The sequence below is a fragment of the Massilia aurea genome (assembly GCF_024753205.1).
Classification (GTDB): Bacteria; Pseudomonadota; Gammaproteobacteria; order Burkholderiales; family Burkholderiaceae_D; genus Telluria; species Telluria aurea.
Window position 1 is genome coordinate 578,730 of sequence record NZ_JANUGZ010000003.1, and the last position, 26,928, is coordinate 605,657.

The 26,928-nt window shown below is 63.4% G+C and carries 20 protein-coding genes and 1 pseudogene; 7 read left to right on the forward strand and 14 right to left on the reverse strand.

Annotation, left to right across the window (positions count from 1 at the left end):
- Positions 1 to 32: 32 nt before the first annotated feature.
- The 5 genes and pseudogenes from NX775_RS13135 to NX775_RS13155 all read right to left on the reverse strand — a co-directional run.
- Positions 33 to 1,049 (reverse strand): annotated as a pseudogene (locus NX775_RS13135) (SDR family oxidoreductase); the annotation flags it as partial.
- A 63-nt stretch (positions 1,050 to 1,112) separates the two neighbouring features.
- On the reverse strand, positions 1,113 to 2,321 hold the full coding sequence (locus tag NX775_RS13140) for an MraY family glycosyltransferase (protein ID WP_258836408.1): 1,209 nt from the start codon (positions 2,319 to 2,321) through the stop codon (positions 1,113 to 1,115).
- Positions 2,322 to 2,670: 349 nt separating this feature from the next.
- Positions 2,671 to 4,248 (reverse strand): GNVR domain-containing protein, encoded by a 1,578-nt coding sequence (locus tag NX775_RS13145; RefSeq protein WP_258836409.1) that lies wholly within the window; start codon positions 4,246 to 4,248, stop codon positions 2,671 to 2,673.
- Positions 4,245 to 5,261: a LysR family transcriptional regulator gene (locus NX775_RS13150; protein WP_258836410.1), complete on the reverse strand. Its 1,017-nt coding sequence runs from the start codon at positions 5,259 to 5,261 to the stop codon at positions 4,245 to 4,247. Before NX775_RS13150 ends, NX775_RS13145 begins: the two co-directional genes overlap by 4 nt.
- Positions 5,262 to 5,572: 311 nt before the next feature.
- The gene (locus tag NX775_RS13155; protein ID WP_258836411.1) at positions 5,573 to 8,461 is read right to left on the reverse strand and encodes an insulinase family protein; all 2,889 of its coding nucleotides are present in this window, start codon (positions 8,459 to 8,461) and stop codon (positions 5,573 to 5,575) included.
- Between the two features lie 210 nt (positions 8,462 to 8,671).
- Here NX775_RS13155 and NX775_RS13160 point away from each other — a divergent pair, with 210 nt between their 5' ends.
- From NX775_RS13160 to NX775_RS13185, 6 genes are all read left to right on the forward strand, one after another.
- Positions 8,672 to 9,019 (forward strand): ArsR/SmtB family transcription factor, encoded by a 348-nt coding sequence (locus NX775_RS13160; protein ID WP_258836412.1) that lies wholly within the window; start codon positions 8,672 to 8,674, stop codon positions 9,017 to 9,019.
- On the forward strand, positions 9,000 to 9,431 hold the full coding sequence (locus tag NX775_RS13165; protein ID WP_258836413.1) for a YeeE/YedE family protein: 432 nt from the start codon (positions 9,000 to 9,002) through the stop codon (positions 9,429 to 9,431). Before NX775_RS13160 ends, NX775_RS13165 begins: the two co-directional genes overlap by 20 nt.
- 10 nt (positions 9,432 to 9,441) lie before the next feature.
- The gene (locus NX775_RS13170) at positions 9,442 to 9,858 is read left to right on the forward strand and encodes a YeeE/YedE family protein (RefSeq protein WP_258836414.1); all 417 of its coding nucleotides are present in this window, start codon (positions 9,442 to 9,444) and stop codon (positions 9,856 to 9,858) included.
- Between the two features lie 22 nt (positions 9,859 to 9,880).
- Positions 9,881 to 10,630 carry an MBL fold metallo-hydrolase gene (locus tag NX775_RS13175; protein ID WP_258836415.1) on the forward strand — a complete coding sequence of 250 codons (750 nt, stop codon included), beginning with the start codon at positions 9,881 to 9,883 and terminating at the stop codon, positions 10,628 to 10,630.
- A gap of 117 nt (positions 10,631 to 10,747) precedes the next feature.
- Positions 10,748 to 11,446: a dienelactone hydrolase family protein gene (locus tag NX775_RS13180; RefSeq protein ID WP_258836416.1), complete on the forward strand. Its 699-nt coding sequence runs from the start codon at positions 10,748 to 10,750 to the stop codon at positions 11,444 to 11,446.
- A 90-nt stretch (positions 11,447 to 11,536) separates the two neighbouring features.
- Complete coding sequence (locus tag NX775_RS13185) at positions 11,537 to 12,778, forward strand: PrpF domain-containing protein (protein ID WP_258836417.1); 1,242 nt, start codon at positions 11,537 to 11,539, stop codon at positions 12,776 to 12,778.
- Between the two features lie 259 nt (positions 12,779 to 13,037).
- Here NX775_RS13185 and NX775_RS13190 read toward each other — a convergent pair whose 3' ends face one another.
- From NX775_RS13190 to NX775_RS13200, 3 genes are all read right to left on the reverse strand, one after another.
- The gene (locus NX775_RS13190) at positions 13,038 to 13,298 is read right to left on the reverse strand and encodes a hypothetical protein (RefSeq protein WP_258836418.1); all 261 of its coding nucleotides are present in this window, start codon (positions 13,296 to 13,298) and stop codon (positions 13,038 to 13,040) included.
- A gap of 244 nt (positions 13,299 to 13,542) precedes the next feature.
- Positions 13,543 to 15,135, reverse strand: coding sequence for a Na+/H+ antiporter (locus NX775_RS13195; RefSeq protein ID WP_258836419.1), 1,593 nt, complete (start codon positions 15,133 to 15,135; stop codon positions 13,543 to 13,545).
- A gap of 5 nt (positions 15,136 to 15,140) precedes the next feature.
- Complete coding sequence (locus NX775_RS13200) at positions 15,141 to 15,812, reverse strand: HAD family hydrolase (protein ID WP_258836420.1); 672 nt, start codon at positions 15,810 to 15,812, stop codon at positions 15,141 to 15,143.
- A 541-nt stretch (positions 15,813 to 16,353) separates the two neighbouring features.
- Here NX775_RS13200 and NX775_RS13205 point away from each other — a divergent pair.
- Positions 16,354 to 17,322, forward strand: a complete 969-nt coding sequence (locus NX775_RS13205) for a TerC family protein (protein WP_258836421.1) — start codon at positions 16,354 to 16,356, stop codon at positions 17,320 to 17,322.
- Here NX775_RS13205 and NX775_RS13210 read toward each other — a convergent pair whose 3' ends face one another.
- The 6 genes from NX775_RS13210 to NX775_RS13235 form a co-directional block, all read right to left on the reverse strand.
- Positions 17,323 to 20,013: a nitrate reductase gene (locus NX775_RS13210; protein WP_258836422.1), complete on the reverse strand. Its 2,691-nt coding sequence runs from the start codon at positions 20,011 to 20,013 to the stop codon at positions 17,323 to 17,325.
- 11 nt (positions 20,014 to 20,024) lie between these two features.
- Entirely contained in the window at positions 20,025 to 21,254 is a 1,230-nt protein-coding gene (locus NX775_RS13215; RefSeq protein ID WP_258836423.1) for an NAD(P)/FAD-dependent oxidoreductase, read from the reverse strand.
- Positions 21,251 to 21,598 (reverse strand): nitrite reductase small subunit NirD, encoded by a 348-nt coding sequence (nirD, locus tag NX775_RS13220; RefSeq protein WP_258836424.1) that lies wholly within the window; start codon positions 21,596 to 21,598, stop codon positions 21,251 to 21,253. The genes NX775_RS13215 and nirD overlap by 4 nt, the downstream gene beginning before the upstream one ends.
- 11 nt (positions 21,599 to 21,609) lie before the next feature.
- Positions 21,610 to 24,174 (reverse strand): nitrite reductase large subunit NirB, encoded by a 2,565-nt coding sequence (gene nirB, locus NX775_RS13225; RefSeq protein ID WP_258836425.1) that lies wholly within the window; start codon positions 24,172 to 24,174, stop codon positions 21,610 to 21,612.
- Between the two features lie 11 nt (positions 24,175 to 24,185).
- A complete protein-coding gene (locus tag NX775_RS13230) occupies positions 24,186 to 25,493 on the reverse strand; it encodes an MFS transporter (RefSeq protein WP_258836426.1) in 1,308 nt (435 codons plus the stop codon).
- A gap of 256 nt (positions 25,494 to 25,749) precedes the next feature.
- Complete coding sequence (locus tag NX775_RS13235) at positions 25,750 to 26,901, reverse strand: CmpA/NrtA family ABC transporter substrate-binding protein (protein ID WP_258836427.1); 1,152 nt, start codon at positions 26,899 to 26,901, stop codon at positions 25,750 to 25,752.
- Positions 26,902 to 26,928: the final 27 nt, after the last annotated feature.

The following is a 26,928-nucleotide window of genomic DNA, read 5'->3' on the forward strand; positions in this document are numbered from 1 at the left end:
TCAACAGCACCCGCGCCCAACGCCGGATTGCCGAGATGCTTGCGATACCACGGCACAGCCGCTTCGAGGCCGGCATCGATGCGGTATGCCGGCGCATACCCGAGTTCACGCATGGCCTTGCTCACATCCGCCTGAGAATGGCGCACATCGCCGGTGCGAAATGCCGTGTGAAGCGGGTCCATGATTGCACTTACACCGTGTGCTGTGAGAATGGTCTTTAGAGAGGCGAACAACTGGTTCAGCGTAGTTGCTTCGTTCACGGCCACGTTGTAGACCGCACTGCCGGCCTCGACCGGCACCATCGCCGCCAGCAAATTCGCTTGCACTGCATTGTCGACATAGCAGAAGTCGCGGCTCGTGCTGCCATCGCCATGGATCTGCACCTGGCGACCTGCCATCATCGCCGCGATCCAGGTTGGAATCACGGCGGCATAGGCGCCGTTCGGATCCTGCCGCTTGCCAAACACGTTGAAGTAGCGCAGTCCCACGGTGCGCAGCCCGTAGCAACGGAAAAATACATCCGCATACAGCTCGTTGACATACTTTGTCAGCGCATAAGGCGACAGCGGTTTGCCGATGCGCTCTTCTACTTTGGGCAAGCCGGGATGGTCGCCGTAGGTCGAGCTGGACGCCGCATACACGAACGATGTCACCTGCGCATCGCGTGCAGCCACCAGCATGTGAAGAAAACCGTTGATATTGGCGTCGCTGGTGGCGACCGGGTCCGCAATCGAGCGCGGCACCGAGCCCAGCGCGGCCTGGTGCAGGACCTTGTCGACACCGGCGACGGCCTGCCGGCACATGCCCGGATCGCGGATATCGCCATGCAGGAACGTGAAGCGCCGCCATTGGCTGGCGGTCACCAGACTGCGCACTTCATCCAGATTGCGCTGAAAGCCGGTCGACAGATTGTCCAGGCCAACGACGGTCTGGTCGAGTTTTAACAGCGTTTCGAGCAGATTGGAACCGATGAAGCCTGCGCAGCCGGTGATCAGCCATCGCTGGGGATGCGCGCGCAGCGCCTTCTGGAGAGCGTCGAAGTTGGGCATGAACCTGTTCCTGTCAGGGGTGGTGAATGAAATGGATGTGCTGGGTACGCGAGGCCGCATCGGTCAGATCGCTCTGCTTCTGGGCTGGGGCCGCAGACCAAGAATGACGGCGGGATGACGGCAGCGCCCCCAATGGCCCCGCACGAGGCGCATGTAGACCGCCACGTAGACCACCACCTGGGCCATGACCAGCGCCACTGCGGCGGGCACGGTATCACCGAGCAGCACGGCGGCGATCGTCGCGGCGCTGAGCCAGGCGGTGACGAAGCAGGCCACACCTGCATTGCGGCGCCATGCATGGCGGGCGATACGGATCTTGTTGCAGGCAACGCGGCGGTAAAACAGCGAATGCAGATGCAGGCGGTCCGGCGCGCCGACCAGGGCGCTGCGCAAGAACTTCCGGCGATACATGCTGAACAGGACCTCGATCACCGGGTAAGCGTAGATGGCAAGAATCTGCCACGCGTTGATGGCGGGATTGCGGACAATCGTCAGCACTGCCACTTCTGCGGCCCAGAAGCCGATGAAATACGCGCCGCCGTCGCCCATGAACAGGCGGCCCGTCGGGTAATTGAGCAACAAGAATCCGATGGTGGCACCCATCCCGGCCAGGGCCAGCAGGGTGACGATGAGATCCCCTCCCTGCCACGCCAGAAAACCTGTGCCGGCGAGAATGATAACGACGGTGCCACCGGCGACGCCGTGAAAGCCGTCGACGATGTTGATGGCATTGGAGACCCCCGCCACCGCAAACGCGGTCACGGCAAACGACACCGGCAGCCAGTGCAGAACGCCGTCGAGCGCCCAGATATCCAGGCGCGGCAGATGCGCTTCTACCAGCCAGGCAGCGAGCATGGCGCTGGTCAGGATGGCGCACAGGCGGAGACGGACCGACACTTGCTTGGTCAGGTCTTCGGTGATGCCAGCCAAAAACGCAGGCAGCGCTGCCAGCAGCAGCAACAAGATGAGCGCGTTTGTTTCGGTTTGCAGCGCCAGCGGGTAGCCAACCAGACTGCCATAGAACGGCACTGCCAGTACGCCTGCAACCATGGCCACGCCCCCGGTGCGTGAAACCATGTTCTTGTGAACTTTCTGGACACCGTTGACATCGATATCGAATGAAAACCTGCCGTGCCAACGCTCGGTAAGGATATTGAGCATGCAAATGAACAGGCTGAACAATAATGCCAATGAAAACGTTTCGAGAAGCGGGAGCATGACTTCAGGCGGAAACACGGATTCAACACCATTGACATTCTTATTCATCGCCATCACGCCCTCCGTTTTGATCTGACAAACGTCCGACAGGCACAGCACGGTTCGGAATCACGATGCTATCGATCGACCCGATATTCGCTCATGCCGCCTTCACACTGGCGTTTACTCTAGCAAAATAGGGAATAAGAAAACGTTGAAAATATCGATACATCTGACGGCTCAGCTCCGTCATCAGATGCATTTTTATGATTGGTTTCTTTAGCGACCAATCCAATAAAAAATATCGAAAGAAATATGCTCGCGATGGCGGGCTGTCTTAATAAGCAGAAATAGAAATTCGTATGCCAAATTGCCACGGGCGCGATGACAGCGCAACTCAGGCGTAGGGGATCCGCAGGGCAGCTCACGCCTGCGTGCTGGTCGCCGGCGCCTCACCCCTGGCGCTGCGGACGGCACCTTCGCCCTGCCCCGCAGCCGGCGGCGCAGCGTCCTGCGGGGCCACATTGCCTTCGTCCAGCGGCGCCTGCGTACCGATCGCGAGGCGTCGCACACCCCAGGCCGCGCTACCACGGTGTTTGCGCCGCATGAGCGCATTTTTCAATAACGACGCGCCGACACCGCCTGCCAGGCCCATCAGACAAGCCAGCACGAGCATGACCGGCAAGCCGAGCGTGACCGACTGCAGCGGTATCTGCGCCCGGTCGACCACGCGCACGTTGACGTGATTGGACAGCATCAATGCATCGAGCTTGTGGCGCGTATTGAGCAGCTCGAAACTCATCTGGCTGTGCGCCAGCTTGTCGCGATTGACCGCAAGTATTTCTTGCTGGGCTGCACCGAAGCCCTTGCGCCTGCCCTCGATATCGGCCAGGTCACGGCGGATCGAGGCGATGTGCCGCGTCACCACCACCATATCCGGATGCCGGTCACCGAAGCGGCCCGACAACGCGATTTTTTGCTGTTCCTTTGCCGTCAGCTCGGCCTGCAGCACCAGCGATTGCTGGGCCAGGATACGGGCGTCCTCGCTCAGGTCAGAAGCGCCGTGCTGCTGCAGGAGCTCGTTGAGCCTGGCATCGAGTTCACGGATGCGGCGTTGCGCTTGCGCGACTTGCTGGTCGTAAAACACCAGCTGATTTTTCACTTCATCGTTTTTTTGGGTGGTTTGCTGCTGGATATACTGGTCGCCGATTTCATTGAGGATCCGGCTGACCAGCTCGGGCCTGGCACCCTGCAGCGACACGCCGATCACATTCGACAGCCGCCCCTTTTCGGCAATCGCCAATGACCGTTGCAGCCTGTCTACCGCCTGCCCCTGGCGACTGCGATGGAGTGTGAACGCCGCGCCCGGTCTGGCGTGGATATGGGCGACCAGAATCTCCAGCGGGCCCGCGAGCAACCTGGCGTGCAGCCGCTGGCCAACCTTGCCGTGCACCCGTATGCCCGCCTCTTGCTGGATGAGCGTATAGGTAGCCGGGCCGCTGACGACCAGATTGAAGGGCTGGTCCAGCAGCGCTTCAGGTACATTGAAGGTGTCCACCCGCACCTGTTCGTTTCCCCAGACATAGCCGCCGACGCCGAACAGGCCAGGGTCGGACAAGCCTGGATTGCTGCGCGCGATGAAGGCGCCCACGACGGGAAACAGGGTCGGCTCGACGGCGATATCGAGGTGCAAGGCGTTGACGACCCGCGTCAGGATCGAACGCGAACGCAGGATCTCGATTTCGGTAATGGCCGGGGTTTCCGTCTGCACGTCGGCCGACGGCGGCGCATTACGCGTGATCTGGATCAGGATGTTCGATTCATAGACCGGCTTCACACCCAGTGCAACGGCGATGGCGAGGAGAGCGATCGCGCCCCCCACGGCTGCAATCAGCCAGCCGTTGCGCAGCACGTGCCGGAACCCGAGCAGGGCCGCGGACGCATCACCCTCTCTGCTGCGCCGCGACAGCGGCGTGGCCATCGGCTGCAGGGCGCGTTTCATGCCTGGCCCATCCCTGCGTGGTGGCTGCGCGCGCTGCATTCATGCAGCGCATCGGCAAATTGCCTGGCCACCGATCCCGCTGCCACCGACTGTGCGCACATCAGGTACAGGCGTGTGCCGTGATGGGGCGCGCCAGACAGCGGCAAGGCGCGCAAGTGCCGCGCATCCAGCGCCTGTTGGACCTGATACCTGGGCAACCACGCATAACCCACGCCCTGCCGCAGGATACCGATGGCGCGCTCAGGATTGCACACACGCCAGGAACCCGGATGATACGGCGCCGACTCGCCCGTGCTGGCGCCGCCACCGTGTTGCGCCGGGGCGATGACGACCTGGGAATGCGTGTCGAGCTCATCGTGCGTGATGTCACGCTTGCCTGAAAACAGCGGATGGGCGGGATGGGCCACGGCGATGTGCTCGACCTCGAGCAGGAAACTGGCAGCAAAGCCCAGGACTGGTTGCGCGCCGATGACAATGTCTGCCTCGCCTGCATGCAGCGCGCGCCGGGCGCCTTCGGGTGTGACTTCGCTGATGCTCAGGCGCAGGTCGTGTACCGACGGCGAGCACTGCCGCACGGCCTGGATCAACAGGTCGGATGGAAAGCCGGGGTCCATCGCCACACGAACGTCCGGCCCCCAGCCCTGGTGCAGCGTATCGGCCAGCGCCTCAAGTGCATTGGCATGCCTGACCAATTCGCGCGACTTTTCCAGCAAACATTGACCTGCGGCGGTGATCTGCGCTTTGCGCCCTTTGAGTTCCAGCAGCGCGACGCCGAGTTGCTCTTGAAGCTTGGCAACGGCGTGGCTGACGGTGGACTGCGTCACGTGCAATTGATCGGCGGCGCCATCGAAACCATCGTAATCAATTACTGCATGAAACATATTCCACTGCTTGAGACTGATACGTGGCGTCCTTGTTTTACAGCACCGAATAGCGCCGGATGGCGATCTGACGTCAATATCGATCACCTGCGCGACATTCGGAAAAATATCCAATGGTTCAAACAGTTTCATGGCGTATCCCAATTACATTATCCGTGTAGATATTTAATTGAAAAAATCTTTGAAACATCGCGCGCGTACACGCCATACCATTCGATGATATGCAGGACATCCCGAGCGGATTCTGCGTACCGTCAATGCATGGAAATGGCGAAAAAAATAAAACAACGATTCAGGGCTGACTGAACCCGACAGCAGGCATTGCACCTGCCAAATGTGCAAAAAGAAATTCCCTATTAAATATAGTATTTAAACTATTTTAATAGGGAATCAGTATTACCAGCGGCTACCGAAGGCAGCCGTCTGCCATCAACGAACCGCCATCAAGCGCCGGCCAGCACCGACAAATCCACCACGGCCAAGCCGCCCAGATCCTGCTCGGTATTGCCGGCGAACGCCGCGCGGCTCGCCGTACCGTTCTTGAGGTACTTCTGCACGACCGCCTTCACCTGCGCCTGCGTACAACCGAGCACGCCCTTGCGGAAACGCTCGCGCGTGGCCATGTCGGTACCGCGCCGGAACATGCGCCAGCCCAGGCGCACCGCATCCCATGGCGCTTCCGGCTTGTCGAGCTTCTTGATGACGCCAATGATGGCTTCCTCGAGCTGCTCGTCGCTGTAGTCGGACGCCAGGATGGTGTCGACTGCCGCATCGAAATCGCGGTAGGTAGCCGCCAGGCGCGGGTCGCGGAATGACGCCATCGAGAACACGCCCGAATCGCCCGCATATGAGGCGCTGCCGCCATACGCGCCGCCCGCTTCGCGCAGCGCAGTATGCAACACTTGATTGGTGAACAGCTCGGCAGCTACGCTCAGGGCGCCGGCGTCATCGTCGTGCGACATCGGCACTGCCCAGGCGATATTGCAGTGATTGACCTGGCCTGCTGCGTGCAGCGCGACATTCGCCGGGGCTTGTAGTGCGGCTTCTGCAGACTCGTCAGGCGCCGCAGCTGCACCCGTGGTGGCGCCGGACGTCGGCCACGCCGCCGCCAGCAGGCGCGCCAGCTCATGGCCATCGTCGCCACTGCCGGCGCACAGCATGCTCGGACGCTGCGCCACGATGGCGGCGTGGATGCGCGCCAGTTCGGCCGCGACCTGCGCTACGCCTTCCGGCGTTGCAGCCAGGGTTTTGAGGCGGGCGTTGAATGCCAGCGCCGTCGGTCCGGCAATGGCATCCTGGAAGCGCCGCACCTGCGCCAGCGGCGCGCTCACGGCCATGGACGCATAGTGGCTACCAGCCTGCGCCAGGTCGTCCAGCGTGTTTTCCACCTTGCGCTCGAGCAGGTAACGCAGGCGCACGGCCTCGTCGAAACGCGGCCGTGCCATATAGGCGTCGAGCACCGCGACGATATTGGCGTGCTCTTCGCGCAGGGCGTTGGCCGATACCGTCAGGTCGATGCGCAGCGCGCCGTCCGGCAGCTGGAACGGCTGCAGGTCGAAGCCGAACGACGGCACCATGCGCTGGCGCCAGGCGCCGGCCTCGGCGTAGTCCTGGCCCTCCAGACCCAGGTCGTCGCGCAGCTGCGTGTACAGCGCCAGCCATGGCCAGTCGGCGGCCGGGATGGCCGACACGTCATACACGATGCTGGCCGACGAAATGCCGTTGGAACCGATGCTGAACGCGTAGATGTCGTCGGCGGTCGGTGCAAACGCGGGCAAGGCGCGCGGCTGCGTGCTCACGTCACCGGGTCGGATACGCGGCAGCACCTGCGAATCGAAGGCCGTTTTCTGATGCGCTTCGAGGGCCACGGTATCGGCTGCGATGCGCGCACGGTCGGCATCGGTCAGCTGGGCCGAGGCCTGCGCCAGGCGCGCGCTTTCCACGGCGTCGCGGTCGGAGAAATAGGCGGCGTCCGGCACGATGGTCGAGACCAGGCGGCCAGGCGACGTCAACAGGTTACGCACGAGCGCCTTGAAGTAAGCCGGATCGGCGATATCGCTTTCCATCGCCTGCAGGATCGCATCGCTGTCGAAGGCGGTGACGACGTCGCCGTCGCGCATCGCGACCGGCAGCGCGGTCAAGAGGCGCTCGAGCACATTCGGCATGCTGCCGCTGCGGGTATTGCGCTGCTGGTATTTCAGGTCACGCAGCGCAGCCTGCAGCGTGGCATGCTCCACGCCCTGCTCGGCCACCTGCTCCAGCGTGGCCCAGATCAGTGCTTCGGCCATGGGCGCCTGGGCCTCGGTGAGACCCTCCATGCCAACATGGAACAGCATCTGGCGCGCACTGTCGTCATGGCCATTAAAGCCCGACGGCCGGCCATAACCCGCCGTCTCCATCGCCTTCATCAGCGGTGCAGCGGCATCGCCCAGCAGGCCGGCCGACAGCAGGCTCGCTTCAAACGCCACTTTTGGGATCGCCGACTCGCCCATCAGCCACGTCATTTGCAGCCCGAATTCATTGTCGCGGCCCTGCTGCGACGGAATGCGCACGGTATTGCGCTGCGGCGCTGCGAAGGCGCTGGCGAGTTGTGGCACGCGCCGTGCCGAGACATCGATCTGGCGCGCCAGCACGCGCTCGGCAATGCGGGCCTGGACCGCAGCAGCGGGCAATGGCCCGGCCGTCATGAAGACCGCCTGCGACGGATGGTAATGGCTGGCGTGGAAGTCCTTGAGCATCTGGTGCGTGAGCTCTGGAATGGCCAGCGGATCGCCGCCTGAATCGACTTCGTAGGTGGTGCCGCTCAGGATCGTGGAAGTCAGGCCCTTGTACAGCGCGTGCCCCGGGTCGGCGAACGCACCCTTCATTTCATTGAAGACCACGCCCTGGTAACCGAGCACGCCATCGGTGAGCGTGTAGCGCCAGCCCTCTTGCAGGAAGTTCAGGTAATCGAGCTTCGGGAAAAAGGCCGCGTCGAGGTACACGTCGAGCAGGTTGTAGAAATCGTTTTCGTCGGTGCTGACGAACGGATACACGGTGCGGTCGGCATAGGTGAACGCATTCATGAAGGTCGCGGTGGAGCGGCGCAGCATGGCGAAGAACGGATCGCGCACCGGATAGCGCTGCGAGCCGCACAGCGCCAGGTGTTCGAGGATGTGCGCGCGGCCATCGCTGGCGTCGGGCACGGTGGGGAAACCCACCAGGAAGGCCATGTCGGCGCCGCTGGTGGTCAGGTGGATGTGGCGCGCGCCGGAAGCCGGCGCGACATACTCTTCCATCGTGGCCTGGAGTGCAGGAATGGCGTGACTGCGGAGGTGCTCGAAATGACTCATGTACGGTTCTTTCAGAATATGGCAATGGTCGTGGTGGGCCATGAAGACGTTCGACGACGGCATGACGACCACAATGCCCTGAAATTCTACCCCGTGCCGGGCACACGCGTCGGCGCCGCCCAAACCTTCGCCACGAACCCATCAATATATTAAAAGATATTTTGTTTTTCGATATAGTGTGATTCAATGGGGTCTGACGAAAGCGATACCATGAACCATCCTCCAGAACCATTCAACCTGCTTGAGATGCAAGCCGCCGCCGTGCGCGCCTGCGCGTTGCTCAAGACACTGGCCAACCCGGACCGGCTGCTGCTGCTGTGCCAGCTCACGCAGGCCGAATACTGCGTCAGCGAATTGGCAGCGGCGTCCGGCATTGCCCAGCCCACCCTCTCGCAACAGCTGGGAGTGCTGCGCGAGGAGCGCCTGGTCACGACCCGGCGCGACGGCAAGCAGATCTATTACAGCCTGGCCAGCGACGCGGCCAGCGCCGTGCTGCAGGTCCTGTACCAGCAATTCTGTGCACAACCGGGAGGCAGCAATGACCGTAAACTGGACTGACTTCACCCCCTGGACTGCGCTGGGCGGCGGCCTGCTGATCGGCCTGGCGGTCGCCCTGTTCGTGCTGTTCAATGGCCGCATCGCCGGCATCAGCGGCATCGTCGGCGGGCTGCTGCGGCCGGCCCCGGGCGAGCGTGGCTGGCGCATCGCGTTTCTGCTCGGCCTGGTCGCGGCGCCACTTGTGTACACGCTGGCCGCCCCGATGCCCGCCATGCGCATCGATGCCGGCACGGGTACCCTGATTGCCGCCGGGCTGCTGGTCGGCGTGGGTACCCGCTACGGCGCCGGTTGCACCAGCGGCCATGGCGTGTGCGGGCTGGCGCGCGGTTCGGCCCGTTCGCTGGCGGCCACGCTGGCGTTCATGGGCGCAGGCTTTGCAACGGTATTCATTGTTCGCCATCTATTGGCTTGAGGAGAACCGCATGCGCATCCTGATGGCATTGATTACCGGTCTCGTGTTCGGCATTGGCCTGATTGTGGCCGGCATGACGAACCCGGCCAAAGTGCTTGGTTTTTTGGACCTGGCTGGCCGTTGGGACCCGTCGCTGGCGCTGGTCATGGCCGGCGCGATCCTGGTGGCGCTCCCCGCATTCCGGGTTGCTGCCAGGCGCCGGCAATCGCTGCTGGGCGAGCCCATGCGCCTCCCGTCCGCCACCCGGATCGACCGCCGGCTGGTGCTGGGCAGCCTCGCGTTCGGGGCCGGCTGGGGACTGGCCGGCTTCTGTCCGGGTCCGGCGCTGGCTTCGCTCGCGACGGGCGGCGTGCAGCCGCTCATTTTCTGCGCCGCTATGTTGGCGGGCATGGGCATCTTCGAACTGCTCGAACGGCGCAGTTCCTGATCCACCGATCACCGGAGGCACCATGATTTTCAAGCAACTTTTCGAACCGCTGTCGAGCACCTACACCTATCTGCTGGGCGATCCGCAGACCGGCCAGGCCATCCTGATCGACCCGGTAATCGTCAGCATGGAGCGCGATCTTGGCGTCCTGCACGAGCTGGGACTGACACTGGCCTTCACGCTCGACACGCATATTCATGCCGACCACATCACTGCGGCGCTGGCATTGCGCAACGCCACTGGCAGCAAGATCGCCGCGCCCGCGTTCGATTGCCTGCCGTGTGCCGATGTGGCGATCGAGGAAGGTCGCCCATTCGAGGTCAGCGGCATATCCCTGCAGCCGCTGCATACACCCGGCCATACCGATGGCCACTTTTCGTATCTTCTGGGTGGAAGAGTATTTACCGGCGACGCACTGTTGATCGACGGCTGTGGCCGCACCGATTTCCAGAATGGGGATGCCGATGCGCTGTATCGCAGCGTGACCGAAAAACTGTTCGCGCTGCCGGATGACACACTGGTCTATCCCGCCCACGATTACCAGCAGCGCCATGTTTCCTCGATCGCCCAGGAAAAACAGCGCAATGCCCGACTGGGCGCCGGCAAGACGCTGGAGGCGTTCCGCTTGATCATGGCCGAGCTTGCTTTACCCTACCCGACCTTTATCGACTATGCCGTGCCGGGCAACCGGGCGTGCGGGGTGTGCCCAGCGGATCTGCCCGATCATCTTGTCCAGTATTGCCGCCAAATGGGCGTCAGTCTCCAGGGCTGACGTCTGCGCCGCAATCGTGCTGGTGGCAGCATCCCTCCCATTCGTCTTATCATATGTCTCGCTACGGCCGCCCACGCAAGCCGGCCGGCAACTTCCCCGTCAACCTAAAGGAATTCCATGTCCGAAACACTTACCGTCACCACCGCTGAACGCGGTTTCGATTGCTACGTGGCCCGTCCCGACGTCGTCGGTACCTACCCGGTCATCATCGTGCTGCAGGAAATCTTTGGCGTGAACGCCGGCATCCGCAGCATCGCCGACAACTACGCCGCCAAAGGCTACATCGCCGTCGCCCCCGACCTGTTCTGGCGCGAAGAGCCCGGCGTGGATTTGTCCGAAGCAAATGAAGCCGACGTCGCGCGCGCGTTCGCCCTGTACAAGAGCTACGATTTCGACCATGGCGTGCAGGACATTGCCGCCACCATCAGCGCAGCGCGCACGATGGAAGGCAGCACCGGCAAGGTCGGCGTCACCGGCTACTGCCTGGGTGGCCTGATGACGTACCTGAGCGCAGCGCGCACCGATGGCGATGCCTTCGCGGCCTACTACGGCGGCGGCACCGACAATTACCTGTCCGAAGCAAAGAACATCGGCGCGCCGTTCCTGTACCACCTGGCCGGCGCCGACGAATACATCGGCCCGGACGCGCAGGAAAAGATCAAGGCCGCGTTTGCCGACAGCACCGATGCCGAGATCCATGTCTATCCGGGTTGCGACCACGCGTTTGCCCGGCCGGGCGGCGGTCACTACGACCATGATGCGGCCACGCTGGCCAACAGCCGCACCGACGAGTTCTTCGCACGCACGCTGCGCTGATCCGGCGCCCGGCGCTATGTCGTCTGCCGGCGCCATGCCGGCAGACGGCGTTCTGCATGCGATAATCGGCGTTTGTCATTGGAGTTGCCAATGCCGACCGCTTCGTCTTTTCACGACGCATTCCGTCCACGTCTGCAGAACGGTGTCATTGAATTTCCTGTGCACCATATGCGCGGCGGGACTTCGACCGGGCTCGTGCTGTGGGCGGCCAGCGCGCCCCTTGACCCCCACCTCAAAGAAGAATTGCTGCGCCATCTGATGGGCGCACCGCTTGCGGGGACGAACGAGAATAACAAGCAGATCACCGGCCTCGGCCGCGGCGGGCCAACCAGCAATAAAGTATTTTTCGCGGATACGGCAACCGAAAACGGTGCGCCCGTCATCGTTAGTACCCTGGCCCAACTCGCAAGCGATCACGACGGCGTTGATTGGAGCGTGAACTGCGGCAATATGTCGTCAGCGCTGCAGCTGTGGGCCATCGACATGGGCTTGATGGCTGTGCCAGGCGCTGGCAAGACCGAGGTGCGGATCCGCAATACGAATACCGGCGTGATCACGGTGTCCCGGATGGAACGTTGCGCCGACGGGCGTTTCCTCGACGCCAACATCCCCGGCGTCGATGGCGCCTATCCTGCCGTCGACCTGTTCATGCAAGCGCCAACCGGCTCGAAAACCGGCAAGCTGCTGCCGACCGGCGCGGTGATCGACCTCATCGATGGCGTGCACGTGTCGTGCGTTGACGTGGCAGTTCCGATGGTCATCTGCGCAGCCACCGAATTCGGCAAGACGGGGTACGAAACGGTTCGCGATCTCGATGCGGACCCGGTGTTCAAGGCGCGTCTGCGCGCCCTGTGGGTGGAAGCCGGCTTGCGCATGGGCCTGACCCGCCGCGATGGCAGCTTGATGACGGCAGCCGAACTGGAACGTAGCGAAACGATCCCGAAAATCTGCCTCGTCGCGCCGCCGCAGGCAGGCGGCAACATCGCAGTGCGCTATTTCACGCCACAGGCTGGGCATGGATCGATGGCAGTATCCGGCGGTTGCTGCCTCGCGGCAGCGGCGCTGATCCCCGGCTCGGTCGCGCAGCAAGTGGCGCACGGCCTGGCAGCGACGACGGGGACGTTCGCCGATATCGGCGTCTCCATCGAAAACCCGGCCGGAATCCTGGACGCCACTGTCGTCGTGAAACACGATGACGACGGACTCCACGTGCAAAGCGCCGCGTATCGGCGCAGCACGCAAATTCTGCTGCGTGGCTACGTGCCGCTCTACCGCGCATCGCCGCAGCTTACGGATGCCTTGTCCGCATTCAGCCCGCATGTATTTCCCTAAGCATTTCACGCGCGCACGCCGTAGCGACCGTTATCGAGCGGGTGCAGTTTGCCGCGCCCGCTCATCATGTCGCGTAGATACTGCACAAAGCGAGCAAAGCGAGGGTCAGGTCTGACATTTGGACACGGCCTCAGCGTTGCACAATTCCAGTTCGTTCAGAGTTGACGTTTTCATCTATCTCCAGTTTTAGGCGACGGCGTCCGGAACGAGCCCATCCTTCCTCAGCAATGGCGATGGAAGGCGAACACGTTTGACTACGTTAGAGTCCGTGTCCAAATGTCAGACCTGACCCCGAACGACACTGATGGTGGGACCAGTCAAAGGCAGCGACTTCGGACATCGCCGTGCGGGAGGCGCGTAAAATATCTTTGGCCGGATATTCTGACATCGGCGCGGCGCGCAATTTCTGCAACAGCTTGCGACATTTACGTGGTTTAAACAACAAACTCAAATACCTTTCTGCCGAAATATAGTCGTTGTCGACAGGGCTGCTCAGCCAGTTAATTTTCGTTTTTCCCATGGTCTATGTCGGTAATTGGTCAAATGCGCAAGATGGCGGAGACAGAATAATTAACTTACTCTATTAAAATTTTTGAAGGCGCCTCCCCTGCTTGATGGCAGCAAGGCTCATCGTAATGACGTACAACGCATTTTGTTAAACGCAGTAACTCGTCAAGGTATAAGTGGCGGGGCTGGAGATCGCAAAAGCTTCAATATATGCCCTGTATTAAAGCTTTTGCGTAGTGCAGGCTGACACTGACAAGTTAGCTGGATTTGCTCATTGCGCTTCTGATTTGCTGCTCTTCCAGGTCCAATTCGTTTGCCAGTGAGCGGTGCGTCTCCGCATCGACTTGATCTGTGTGCTCGGACAGCTTCTCCCGGGCTGCTTCAATTGCCACCAGCCGCAAGCGTCTTTGCGCATTGAACTGTTCGGCGTTCTCGGGCGATTCAGCTTCTTTCTCGTCAGCTGCCCGCTCAGCCCTGGCTTCGTACTCGTCAACGAGTGCAGACGCTGCTGTTGAATGCTCCGGGCTGGCGTCTGGCTCGAGGTGTTCCTTGACGACTTCAAGCGCGGCGTCAGCAATCTCTGCTCTGGCCAGTGCTTCCGCTGGTTCAGCCGCTTCTTTCTCCGGCTCGATCACTTCGAGTTTTCGTACCAGCCAGCCAAGCGTGGTGCCCTGAACAATCAGCGTCGCGAAAATCGCACAAAATGCCAGGAAAACGATGACATCCCGCGCGGGGAAGTTGGCCGGCAGTGCAAGTGCCGCCGCCAGGCTGACCACCCCTCTCATCCCGGCCCAAGACACGACCGCATGGTGCGTCCAGAGGGGACGCGTCGACTGCGCTGCCTTGCTCCGGGAGAACGCGCCTGGCAGCCAGCCTGTCATGAACACCCAAATGAAACGACTGACAATGAGGGTCACAGACACGGCAAGTGCGAGCAATGCAAGTGAGGTAAGCGCCGTGGCACTCTCACTTGCAAGCCGTTCAACGATGCCGCGCATCTGAAGTCCGATCAGCATGAAGATCAAGCTGGCAAGCAGGAACTCGATGAAATTCCAGACTGCGTGGAGCTCCAATCGGGTACGGGCTGTGAATTCCGCATGCTGTTTCCGGCCCAGGACGAGGCCACAAACTACCGCGCCTAACACGCCCGATGCGTGCAGCGCCTCGGCGCTCAGGTAGGCTGCAAAGCCAGCCAGAATGCTGATCGTGATGTCGAGCATCGTGTCATCGACCTTGCTGAACACCCACATCGCCAAACGACCGGTCAACCAGCCGATGACGATTCCGCCGATTCCCATGCCAAAGAACTGAAACAGGCCGCTCGAATAGCTCACCGAGCTTGCGGCTACTGCCGCGACAGCGAATCGGTAGAGGACTAGTGACGACGCATCGTTGATCAGGCTTTCGCCTTCCAGGACGGTGACGATCCGCTTGGGCAAGTTAAATTTCTTCAAAACCGAGCTGGCGGCAACAGCGTCGGGCGGCGCCACGATGGCACCAAGTGCTGCTGCAGCCCACCAGGGAAGTCCGGGCACCAGCCAGTGCGCCACAACGGCGACTGCAGCTGTCGTAAAGAGAACAGCGCCGATAGCCAGTAAAAGAATGGGCCGAAGATTCGAACGGAACGCAGGCCAATCTGTGCGGTAGGCACTGACCTGCAGGAGCGGTGGCAGAAACAGAGCCAGTGCAAGCTCCGGATCCAGCTCGACCGCAGGCAAACCTGGTATCAGAGCGAGACCCATGCCGCCCAATACCAGGGGGATCGCCACCGGCAAATCCAGGCGCTGTGCCACGATCGCAAGCACGACGCAGAATGCCACCAGGCTAAGAAGAATTTCGAAATTCGCCATCGAATTCAGCCTGCCAGCAGCGAGTCAGGCCAGTGACGCAATAATGTTGCGGGATCATCGAAGATGGCGAAGGCTTCGGACAACGCTGCATCGTCCCAGTACCCGCCGCAGCGCAGTGCAATGCACTTGACCCCGGCTGCCTTGGCCGCCGCAATATCGTAGGGCGTGTCGCCAATCATCACGGCCTCGGTGGGCTGCACGCCGGCCTTTCGCAAGGCAACTTCGATGATGTCACCGTCGGGTTTGGACTCCTTTATCTCATCCGAAGAAACCGATGTGTCGAGCAAATCCTGCAGGCCGGCCTGCGCGAGTAATGCCGGTAGCTCTTCGCCGCTGGATGATGCAATGACCAGACGCAGACCTTCGGACCTCATGTGCTGCACCAACTGCCGGGCGCCGGGTGTCGGGTTCAAGTTCGCCATAAAGCTGCTCAGCAATAGCTGCGTGCGGTCTTTTGTAATCTGTTTCGCCAGAGCCGATTCTGAGTCGATGTCAAGTAGCTCAGCGAAAACCTTGTCCGATCCTTTACCGATCAAACTCCTTATCTGCTCGTAACTGACTACATGGCCATGCCGTTCAAGAGTTTGCATCCACGCTTGCGTATGGGCATCATTGCTATCGATAAGCGTGCCGTCAATGTCAAACAAAACAGCTTTTAGTGCGATTTGATTCATCATATTTATTAATTGAAATGGAGTATTTAATGTTAATTCATAGCTACTATTAAGCTTGAATGACAGACAAATGCGCGTCGTTCGGATCGCGGGCAAATGCCTGGTGCAGTTGTTAGCTAGTTTGCACTTGCTTGCCCGGTTTTGTCGCGCTGTTGATCAAACAGGACGATTCACAGGACAGCACTGCAGATAAACAGCATGAGCCATTTCTGACAAAGCAGAAAATCGGCCGCAAACGACATACCCTCCGAGTAATAACTTGAATAAAACTGATCGTTTTAATGTCGACTTGAAGTGATTTGCGTACCGACTGGGAATCGTGCAACGCCAGCAGTGGTTCGATCCGGGTTGACATTCTGTGTCACCCGACACCTTGCACGATACAGCCGCAACCAGCAGCTGTTTCTCTTGCCGCCACCGTCATCACAAGCCCGCCTCAATGACCTTCATGCATGTAGCATTTCCATAAAATTCATGCTGTAATGACAGCGCGTGCCGGTCAGCACGCTCCCACCAGCGGCCACTGCTACTGCACGGAGGACACATGCTCGAATCGGTCGGCACACCCACGCTCTATCTTTCCTTCACCGCGTTCGTCGTCGTCATGCTGGCCATCGACTTCTTTGGCCTCAAAACATCAGGCGATCACAAAATCAGCACGAAAGAAGCGGCCATCTGGTCGCTGATCTGGATCTCGGTGGCCCTTGCCTTCGGTGGCTGGTTCTACTGGTATCTCGAAGGCATTGCCGGCCCGGTCGTGGCCAAGGAAAAGGCACTTGAATACATCACCGGCTACCTGATCGAAAAATCGCTGGCGGTCGACAATGTGTTTGTCTGGATCACCCTCTTCAGCTTTTTCAGCGTGCCGGCGCAATACCAGAAACGCGTGCTGCTGTATGGCGTGCTGGGTGCGATCGTGCTGCGCGCGATCCTGATTTATCTGGGCGCGCTCCTGCTGGCCCAGTTCCACTGGATCCTCTACATCTTCGGGCTGTTCCTGCTCTACACCGGTATCCAGATGCTGATCTCGGCCGACAGCGAACCCGACCTGGCGGACAACAAGCTGCTGAAATGGCTGCGCGGTCATATGCGGATCACTGACGAATACCACGGCGAGAAGTTCTTCATCATGCGCGACGGCCTGCGCTATGCGACGCCGATGTTGGTGGTGCTGATCATGGTCGAAATCACGGACGTGATCTTCGCGGTCGATTCGATTCCGGCGATCTTTGCCGTCACGAGCGACCCGTTCATCGTGTTCACGTCGAACGTGTTCGCCATTCTCGGCCTGCGCGCGATGTACTTCCTGCTGGCCGACATGGCGGACCGCTTCCACCTGCTCAAATACGGTCTGGCCGCAATCCTGATCTTCATCGGCGTCAAGATGCTGCTGCTCGATATCTACAAGATCCCGACCGGCATCGCGTTGGGGGTGGTCGGGGTGATCCTGGCCGGGTCGGTAGTGGCAAGTCTGCTCACCTCCAAACCCGTCCCGAAAACGCCGCCGGGCTGATTACGCGGCGGCAGCGGCGAAGCGCACCTCGTGCAGCAGCGACTTGATTTCGGGGATGCACGAGCCGCAGTTGCCGCCCGCCTTCAGGCAGGCCGTCACCTGGCCGGGCGTCTGCAAGTCCCCGGCCCGGATTGCGGCGCAGATCGTGTTGCGGCCAACGCCGAAGCATGAGCAGACCGTCGGTCCGGGATCGGGCCCGGCTTGCACGGCGCGGCCGGCCAGCAGGGTGGCCCGTTCGCGCGGGCCCAGTTCGGGGGCTGCGAACAGCCCGCCCAGCCACGCGCGCGCCGGCAGATCGGGCACGCGCGCCACGAACAGGCAGGCTTCCAGACGGCCGTCGACCAGCAGCGCGGCGCGCAGCATGCCTGCGGACTGGTCCTGGTACTCGATCCAGTCGGCGTCGGCGTCGGCGTCGTCACCGGCGCCCAGCAACGCGCGCGCCATGTCGGGCGTGACCGGTGCGCGCCCGGCCAGTTCATAGCGAATGAAGCCGCTGCCGCGCACACGCGTCCAGTGCGCGACAGCCTCAAGGCTCAGATCGTGCCGGCTCATGATGAAGCCATACCAGGCCACGCCGAACGGCTCGATCCGCACCGGTGTGTGCTTGAATTCCGGCTCGCCCGACACCGGGTCGACGGCCGGATTGACCAGCGCCCCCACCCGCGCATCGGACGCCGTCTGCCCGTTCCAGTGGATCGGCACGAATGCAGCGCCGCGCGCGATACCGCCGCCATGTGTCACGCGCGCCACCATCGCGCCCCAGCGTGAGCTGATGCGGGCCAGCTCGCCCTCACGCACACCGGCCAGCAGCGCATCGTGCGGGTGCAGGTCGACGAACGGCTCGGCCGCGTGGCCGGCCAGGCGCGGGGACTTGCCGGTGCGCGTCATCGTGTGCCACTGGTCGCGCAGGCGCCCCGTGTTGAGCACCAGCGGGAATTCGCTGCAAGGCAGGTTGGCCGGTGCGCGCACGCCCGTCGCGATGAAGCGCGCCTTGCGGTCCGGGTAAGAAAAGCCGCCGCTGCCAAACAGGCGCGCGGTGCCCTCCCCCACCTCGTTCACCGGCCACTGCACCGGTTGCAGCTCGTCATACGCTGCGCGGCTCATGCCCACCAGCGGATCGAGCCGGAATGCGCGGCGGTGGCCATCGTCGTCATTCTTCCAGGCCGACAGGCGCGCGTGTTCGTCGAAAATCGCATGCGCGCTGTCGAAGTCAAAACCAGCGTAACCCATGCGCTGCGCGACATCGCACAGCGCGCGCCAGTCGGCCCGCGCCTCGCCCGGTGCCGGCAAAAAGGCGCGCTGGCGCGAGATGCAGCGCTCGGAATTGGTGACCGTGCCATCCTTCTCGCCCCAGGCCAGGGCCGGCAACGCCACATGCGCATACGGCGCCAGGTCGGTGCCCGCCACGACGTCCGACACCACCACCAGCTCGCAGGCAGCCAGCGCGCGTCTTACCTGGTCAGCGTCCGGCATGCTCACGACCGGATTGGTCGCCATGATCCACACCGCTTTGACGCCCCCCGCTTCGATCGCGCGGAACAGGTCCACGGCCTTCAGGCCCGGCTTGTCGGCGATGCGCGGCGCATCCCAGAACGTACGCACGGCGTCGCGGTGCCCGAGGTTGTCCAGGTCCAGGTGCGCCGCGAGCATATTGGCCAGGCCGCCCACTTCGCGCCCGCCCATCGCATTGGGCTGGCCGGTCAGCGAGAACGGGCCCATGCCGGGACGGCCGATGCGACCGGTGGCCAGGTGGCAGTTGATGATCGCGTTGACCTTGTCGGTGCCGCTGCTGGACTGGTTCACGCCCATCGAGAATGCAGTAACCACTTTTTCGGTGCGGGCGAACAGGTCGTAGAACGCCTGCAGGTCATCCGGATCGAGGCCGCAGACACGTGCCACGTCGTCGCCTGCATTGGCAACATCGAGCGCTGCATCCAGGCCGGTCGTGTGCGCTGCGACGTAGTTCGCATCGAACGCATCGCTGCGCGCCAGGTGCGCCAGCAGCCCGTTGAACAGCGCCACGTCGCTACCGGGTTTGAGCGTCAGGTGCAGGTCCGCCAGCTCGCAGGTGGCCGTACGGCGCGGGTCGAGCACGACGATCTGCATCGCGGGGCGCGCTTCCTTGGCGCGCACGATGCGCTGGAACAGCGTCGGATGGCACCAGGCCGCGTTCGAGCCGACCAGCACGATCACATCGGCCAGCTCGAAGTCCTCGTAGCAGCCCGGCACCACGTCTTCACCAAAGGCGCGCTTGTGGCCGGCCACGGCGGACGACATGCACAGGCGCGAGTTGGTATCGATATTGGCGCTGCCGACATACCCCTTCATGAACTTGTTGGCGACGTAGTAATCCTCGGTCAGGATCTGGCCCGACACGTACAGCGCCACCGCGTCCGGCCCGTGCTCAGCGATGATGCGGGCGAAGCCTTCTGCCACAGTATCCAGCGCCTCGTCCCAGCTGGCGCGCACCAGCGTCCCTCCCTGCCGCACGGCCGGATGCAACAGGCGGCCATCCAGATCGAGCGTCTCGCCCAGCGCCGAGCCTTTCACGCACAGGCGGCCGCGGTTGGCGGCATGCTCAAGGTCGCCTTCGATCGTCGCGCCACCGCCGGGCAATGCGGTCGCTTTCACGCCGCAGCCGACGCCGCAGTAGGGACAGGTGGTACGCACAGCGTGAATCGGGATGGTCATGGGATCTCTTTCTAGGCGGCCTGCGCGTCGCACAACGCGGGGCCGAACAACAGGCGGTCGCGCAGCGCCGAGATGTCAACGCCGCGCCCGATCAGGTCGAAATACCAGGGGCCGTCGGCCACGTCGCCATACAGCACGGCGCCCGTGAGGCGATTGCCATCGAGGACCAGACGCTTGTACATGCCGGAGCGGCGGTCGCGCAGCACCAGGTCTTGCGTGCCCGGACCGCCGACGATGTCGCCGGCCGAGTACAGATCGATCCCCGTGACCTTGAGTTTGGTGGCAACGGCCTGCTGCACGTAGCGGCGGTGCCCGAAGCCGGCCAGGTGCGCCGCGCAGACGCGCGCCTGTTCCCAGATCGGCGCGACCAGGCCGAAGGTCGCGCGGCGGTGCTGGACGCATTCGCCCACCGCATACACGCGCGGGTCATAGCTTTGCAGCGTGTCGTCAACGACGATCGCGCGCTCAACATGCAGGCCGGCGGCGCGCGCCAGTGCCACGTTCGGGCGTACGCCCGCCGCCATCACCACCAGGTCGGCCGGCAGCGTGACGCCGTTCGAGAGGCGCACCGATGCGACCTTGCCGTCACCCAGAATGGCCTCGGTCTGCACGCCCAGCAGGATGCGCAAGCCGCGCCGCTCGAGCGCGCCCTTGAGCAGCAGCGACGCATCGCCATCGAGCTGCTGGTTCAGCAGGCTGCCAGTCAGGTGTACAACCGTCACGTCCATCCCGCGCCGCAGCAGGCCATTGGCCGCTTCCAGTCCGAGCAGGCCGCCGCCGATCACCACCGCGTGCCGGCCATCGCGCGCCGCCTGCAGCATCGTGTCCACGTCGTCCAGGTCGCGAAAACCCACCACGCCCGGCAGGTCCGCGCCCGGTACCGGCACGATGAATGGCTGCGAACCGGTGGCCAGCAGCAGGCGGTCGTACGCCACCTCGACGCCCGATTGCGAACGCACGCTGCGGCGACGGCGGTCGATGGCCACGACCGGGTCGCCCGTGTGCAGCGTGATGCCATGTTCGGCGTACCACGCGCGCGGATGCAGCACGATGTCGTCCTGCGTCTTGTCGCCGGCCAGCACGGGCGAGAGCATGATGCGGTTGTAGTTCACGTGCGGCTCGGCGCCGAACACGGTGATGTCGTACATGCCAGGGGCCAGCGCGAGCAATTCCTCCACTGTGCGCATTCCGGCCATGCCGTTACCGACCACCACCAGCGCGGGCCTGTGCGCCGTGTTCATGCGGCCACCCATACAGTGTCGCCATCGATCCGGGCCGGATAGCTCGCCACCGACTGCGCCGGCGCTTCCAGGCACTCGCCGCTGGCCAGATCGAAGTGCTGCTTGTAGATGGGCGAGGCCACGACGATGCGCTCGCCGATGCTGCCCACCAGCCCGCGCGAGAGCACGGCGGCCTGCGAATTGGGATCGTAGTTATCGATGGCGAACACGCCCGGCGCAATGTCGCCGATGCGGAACACGGCTACCTGGCGGCCGTTCAGCAGCGCGCATACGCCGGTGTCGGGAACGATCTCGTCGAGCCGGCAGACGGCCGTCCAGTTGGCAAGTTGGGGGTCACGATGCATGGTCATTCTCCTCAAGCCACGGCAATGGGAATCGTGCGGCGGCGTTCATCGAACGTGGCCGGACGCACCTGGCCGCGCTCGGGCACGAACACCACGTTGCTGTCGGTTTCCGCGCTGTTGACGAAGTGGCGGAAGCGGCTGCGCACGGCCGGATTGGTGATCGCTTCCTTCCATTCGCAGGCGTAGGTGTCGACCACGTGCTGCATCTGCGCTTCGAGTTCGTCACCGATGCCCAGGCTGTCCTCGACCACCACTTGGCGCAAATACTCGAGGCCCCCTTCGAGGTTTTCGCGCCAGGTCGACGTGCGCTGCAGGCGTTCAGCCGTGCGCACGTAGAACATCAGGAAGCGGTCGGTCAGGCGCACCACCTCGGCTTCGGTCAGATTCGACGCGATCAGCTCCGCATGGCGCGGCTTCATGCCGCCGTTGCCGCACACGTACAGGTTCCAGCCCTTGTCGGTGGCGATCAGGCCCACGTCCTTGCCCTGCGCCTCGGCGCATTCACGGGTGCAGCCCGACACGCCAAACTTGATCTTGTGCGGCGCACGCAGGCCCTTGTAGCGGTTTTCCAGTTCGATGGCAAAGCCCACGCTGTCGCCCACGCCAAAGCGGCACCAGGTCGAGCCGACGCACGATTTCACCGTGCGCAGCGACTTGCCGTAGGCGTGGCCCGACTCGAAGCCGGCGTCGATCAGCTCTTCCCAGATCGCCGGCAGCTGGTCCACGCGCGCGCCGAACAGGTCGACCCGCTGGCCGCCCGTGATCTTGGTGTACAGGCCGTACTTCTTGGCGACCATGCCCACCGCGATCAGGCCGTCGGCCGTGACTTCGCCGCCCGGCATGCGCGGCACGACCGAGTAGGTGCCGTCCTTCTGGATGTTGCCGAGGAAGTAGTCGTTCGAATCCTGCAGGCTGGCGTGCTTCGGTTTGAGCACGAAATCGTTCCACACCGAGGCCAGGATATTCGCTGCAGTCGGCTTGCAGACGTCGCAGCCAAGGCCACGGCCGTGGCGCGCCAGCAGTTCGCCGAATTCCTTGATGCCTTCCACGCGCACCAGGTGGTACAGCTCCTGGCGCGAGTAAGCAAAGTGTTCGCACAGGTGATTGTTGACGGCCACGCCCAGTTTTTTCAGTTCCGCGTTCAGCACCTGCGTCACGAGCGGCACGCAACCGCCGCAGGCCGTACCGGCCGTGGTGCAGCTTTTCAGTGCGCCGATCGTCGTCGCGCCGCCCGCCACCGCCTCGCACAGCGCGCCCTTCGAGATGTCGTTGCACGAGCAGACCTGCGCCGTGGCCGGCAGCTTGTCCACGCCCAGCGCGGGCCGCACGGTATTGCCGCTCTCGGGCAGGATCAGGTATTCCGGCGCTTCGGGCAGCTCGATCTTGTTCAGCATCGTCTGCAGCAGCGCGCCGTACGATGCGGCGTCGCCCACCAGCACGCCACCGAGCAGGTACTTGCCGCAGCTCGAGACGACGATCTTGCGGTAGGTCTGGCGCCGCTCATCCAGGAACTGGTAACTGCGGCTGCCCGGCGTGGTGCCATGCGCGTCGCCCAGGCTGGCGACGTCCACGCCCATCAGCTTGAGCTTCGTGCTCATGTCTGCGCCCGCAAAGCCACATTCGGCGCCCAGCACATGGCGCGCGGCGGTGCGCGCCATGTCGTAGCCCGGCGCCACCAGGCCAAACAGCTGGCCGCTCCACAGCGCGCATTCGCCGATCGCGTAGATGTGCGGATCGGACGTCAGGCACTGGCCGTCGATGACGATGCCGCCGCGCGCGCCTAGCTCAAGGCCCGCCTGGCGCGCCAGTTCGTCGCGCGGGCGGATGCCGGCCGAGAACACGATCATGTCGGTGTCCAGACTTGTACCGTCGGCGAACTGCATGCGATGGGTCGTCGCATCGCCATCGACGATGGCCAGCGTGTTCTTGCCGGTGTGGACGCCCACACCCAGTTCTTCGATGCGGGTGCGCAGCACGCGCGCGCCTGCATCGTCGACCTGCACCGCCATCAGGCGCGGCGCAAATTCGACGACGTGCGCCTGCAGGCCCAGGTCGCGCAGCGCCTTGGCGCACTCCAGGCCCAGCAGGCCGCCGCCGATGACGACGCCGATGCGCTGGCGCGTCCCGTCGCCGCGGGCAGCGCATTCCTTCATCTTCTCGAGGTCTTCGATCGTGCGGTACACAAAGCAGTCCTTGCGCTCGGCGCCTGGCACGGGCGGCACGAACGGGTACGAGCCGGTGGCGAGCACCAGGCGATCGTAGGAGACGGCGCTGCCGTCGCCCAGCAGCACCGACTGCGCGGCGCGGTCGATGGCCACCACCTTTGCGTTCAGGCGCAGCACGACGCGCTCGGCCAGTTCCGCGCGTTCGAAGTAGCCCGGCGCGACCAGCGACAAATCGTCTGCGCTTTTACCGGCAAAGAATTCCGACAGGTGCACGCGGTCGTAGGCCGGACGCGGCTCTTCGCCCAGCACCGTGACCCGCAGCGGTGTCGCCGGATCGAGCATGCTGCTGGCAGCGAGCGTTTCGAGAAATTTGTGGCCCACCATTCCGTGGCCGATGACGACGATATGCATGACGTTCTCCTTTATGCTGCAACGGTTGCGGACGGGGTGCTGGACGGGATGCGGGACGTGCTGCCGAAGCGCGCGCCGAGCGCGCACAGGCTGGCCACCACCACCAGGCCGCTCAGGATCGTGAGCGTGCTCTGGATGTCACCCGTACCCTTCATCAGGAAGCCCGCGGCGACAGCGCCCACATTGCCCCCGGCGCCGACGATGCCGGCCACGCCACCCAGCGCCTTGGGCGCCACGAACGGCACCAGCGCATAGGTCGCGCCGCAGGCCATGTGCGTGAACAGGCCGAACCCCAGCATGGCCACCACGGCGAACACGACGCCGTCGGCCTGCGCGAACCACAACAGGCCCAGTGCTTCGCCGATCATCAGGACGAACAGGATGGTCACGCGGCGATTGACGTCACCGCTCCGCGCTGCGCGGTCTGACAGCCAGCCGCCCAGGGCGCGGGCGAACAGCGCCAGCAGGCCAAAGCTGCCGGCCGCCATGCCGGCCTGGCCCAGGGTCAGGTCGAAATGATCGACGTAGTAGACGGCGGCGATGTTGTGGATGAAGATCTCGATGCCGAAGCAGGCGCCGTAGGTGACGAACAGGAGCCAGGCGCGGTGGTTGCGGCAGCCTTCGGTGAAACTGGCCCAGCCGCCCTTGCCGGCGCTGGCCGGCAGGTTGCCGGTCTTGCGCAGGTCATCGTAGTTACCGGCCGGGCAATCCTGCGTGTAGCGCCAGTACACAAAGGCCATGATGATCATCATGACGCCCGGGACCACCAGCGCCACGCGCCAGCTCATCGACTGGCTCACGCCCAGCATCACGACGGCGGTGAGCAGCAGCGGCATCAGCGCCTGCGCCGCGCCGCCGCCCGCATTGCCCCAGCCGGCAGCGGCCGCGTTGGCGGTGCCGACCACCTTCGGCGAGAACATCACCGACGTGTGGTACTGGGTGATCACGAAGCTGGCGCCGACCGCGCCGATGCCCAGGCGGGCCAGCAGGAAGGTTTCGTAGCTCTGCGTCATGGCCACGCCCAGCACGGGAATCGCGCCGATCAGCAGCAAACCTGTATAGGTCTTGCGCGGGCCGTAGCGATCGCACAGGGGCCCGACCAGCAGGCGGACAAAAATCGTGATTGCCACTGCCGCAATATTGATATTGGCGATCTGCTCCATCGAGAGGCCGAATTCGCCTTTGATGACGGGCATCAGCGGCGCGCAGGCGAACCACGCGAAGAAGCAAATGAAGAAGGCCACCCAGGTCAGGTGGAAGGCCCGCATCGGCGCGCCCTGGAACGAGAAGAGGTTGATGTTGTCTGCTTTGCCGGTCATGATTTTTCGTCCTTGGAAAACAAAAAGGCGTCCGCGCTGCTGCCTGGGGCAGAAGCTGCGGACGCCGTTGTCCTGGTGCCGGCCCGTCGTTGGGCTGGCGTTATATGAAGGAGATCGTCATTGATCCTGTGCTCTGTATCAGCAAGAGGCGTGCCACGCGCGGTTCAGGGCGGGGCCGGCAGCCGGCGCCTGCTCGACGCTGCATCGCGGTGCACCATTCCCCAAGATGATGCACCGGCGTGCACCGCAACTGGCGTCAAGCCGGTGCGAAGTCTTGAGCGAAAGCGTGCGGATCGGTGCCGTCCCAGACCCGCCCGTCCATCAGCGTGGACGTGCGCAGCGTCGTGCTAGGCAGCGGCGTGCCGGTGCGCTCGGCCGCTTCGCGATACAGGTCGATGCGGTTGACCTGCTGCGCCAGCGCCAGGTAATCGGGATCGGTACGGAGCAAGCCCCAGCGGCGGTGCTGCGTCATGAACCACATGCCGTCGGACAGCCATGGGAAGTTCGCTTCGCCGCCAGCGTAGAAACGCAGGCCGTTGTGGCTACGCCAGGCCGCGCCTTCGTCCGCGCCGGCCAGGCAGTACTGCAGCGTCTCGCGGCTGGCATTGACATATGCGGGACTGGCCAGCACCTCGGCTGCCGCTTCGCGGTTGGCGCGCGAGGCGTCGAGCCAGCGCGCGGCCTGCAGCAACGCAGCGATCATCGCGCGGCAGGCATTTGGATGGGTCGCGGCAAAGGCGGCGCGCGTGCCCAGCGCCTTGCCGGGATGGTTCGGCCATACCTGCTCGCTCGACGCGGCCTGTACACCGGCGCCGTCGCGCAGCGCGCGCTGGCCCCACGGCTCGCCCGCACAGAAGCCATCCATATGGCCGGCTGCCAGGCTGGCCGCCATCTGCCCCGGCGGCACCGTCACCACCCGGCAGTCCTTCAACGGATCGACGCCCTGCGCGGCCAGCCAGTAATACAGGAACATTGCGTGGTTCCCGGTCGGGAAGGTGTGCGCGAGCGTCAGGCGCTGCCCGGCCTGTACCAGGCGCGCCAACCCGCCCGGTTCTGCTGCTGCGTCGGCCCAGGTGCGCGAGAGCGTGATGTTCTGGCCATTCTGGTTCAGGTTCATCAGCACCGCCATGTCGCACTGGCCGGTGCCGATGCCGTTCTGGATCCCGTAGACCATGCCGTACAGCGCTTGCGCCGCATCGAGCTGCCCACCCACCAGGTGCTCGCGCATGCCGGTCCAGGATTGTTCGCGGCTCAGTGCAAAGCGCACGCCGTACAGTTCATCGAAGCCCAGCACCGACGCCATCACCAACGGCGCGCAGTCGGCCAGTGGCATGAAGCCGATGCGGATGGTCTCGATCTCGGGACGGTCGGTACCGGCGATCCATGCGCCCTTGCCTGCCAATGTCATAGATATCCTGATGTTCTTGTTAGCTGC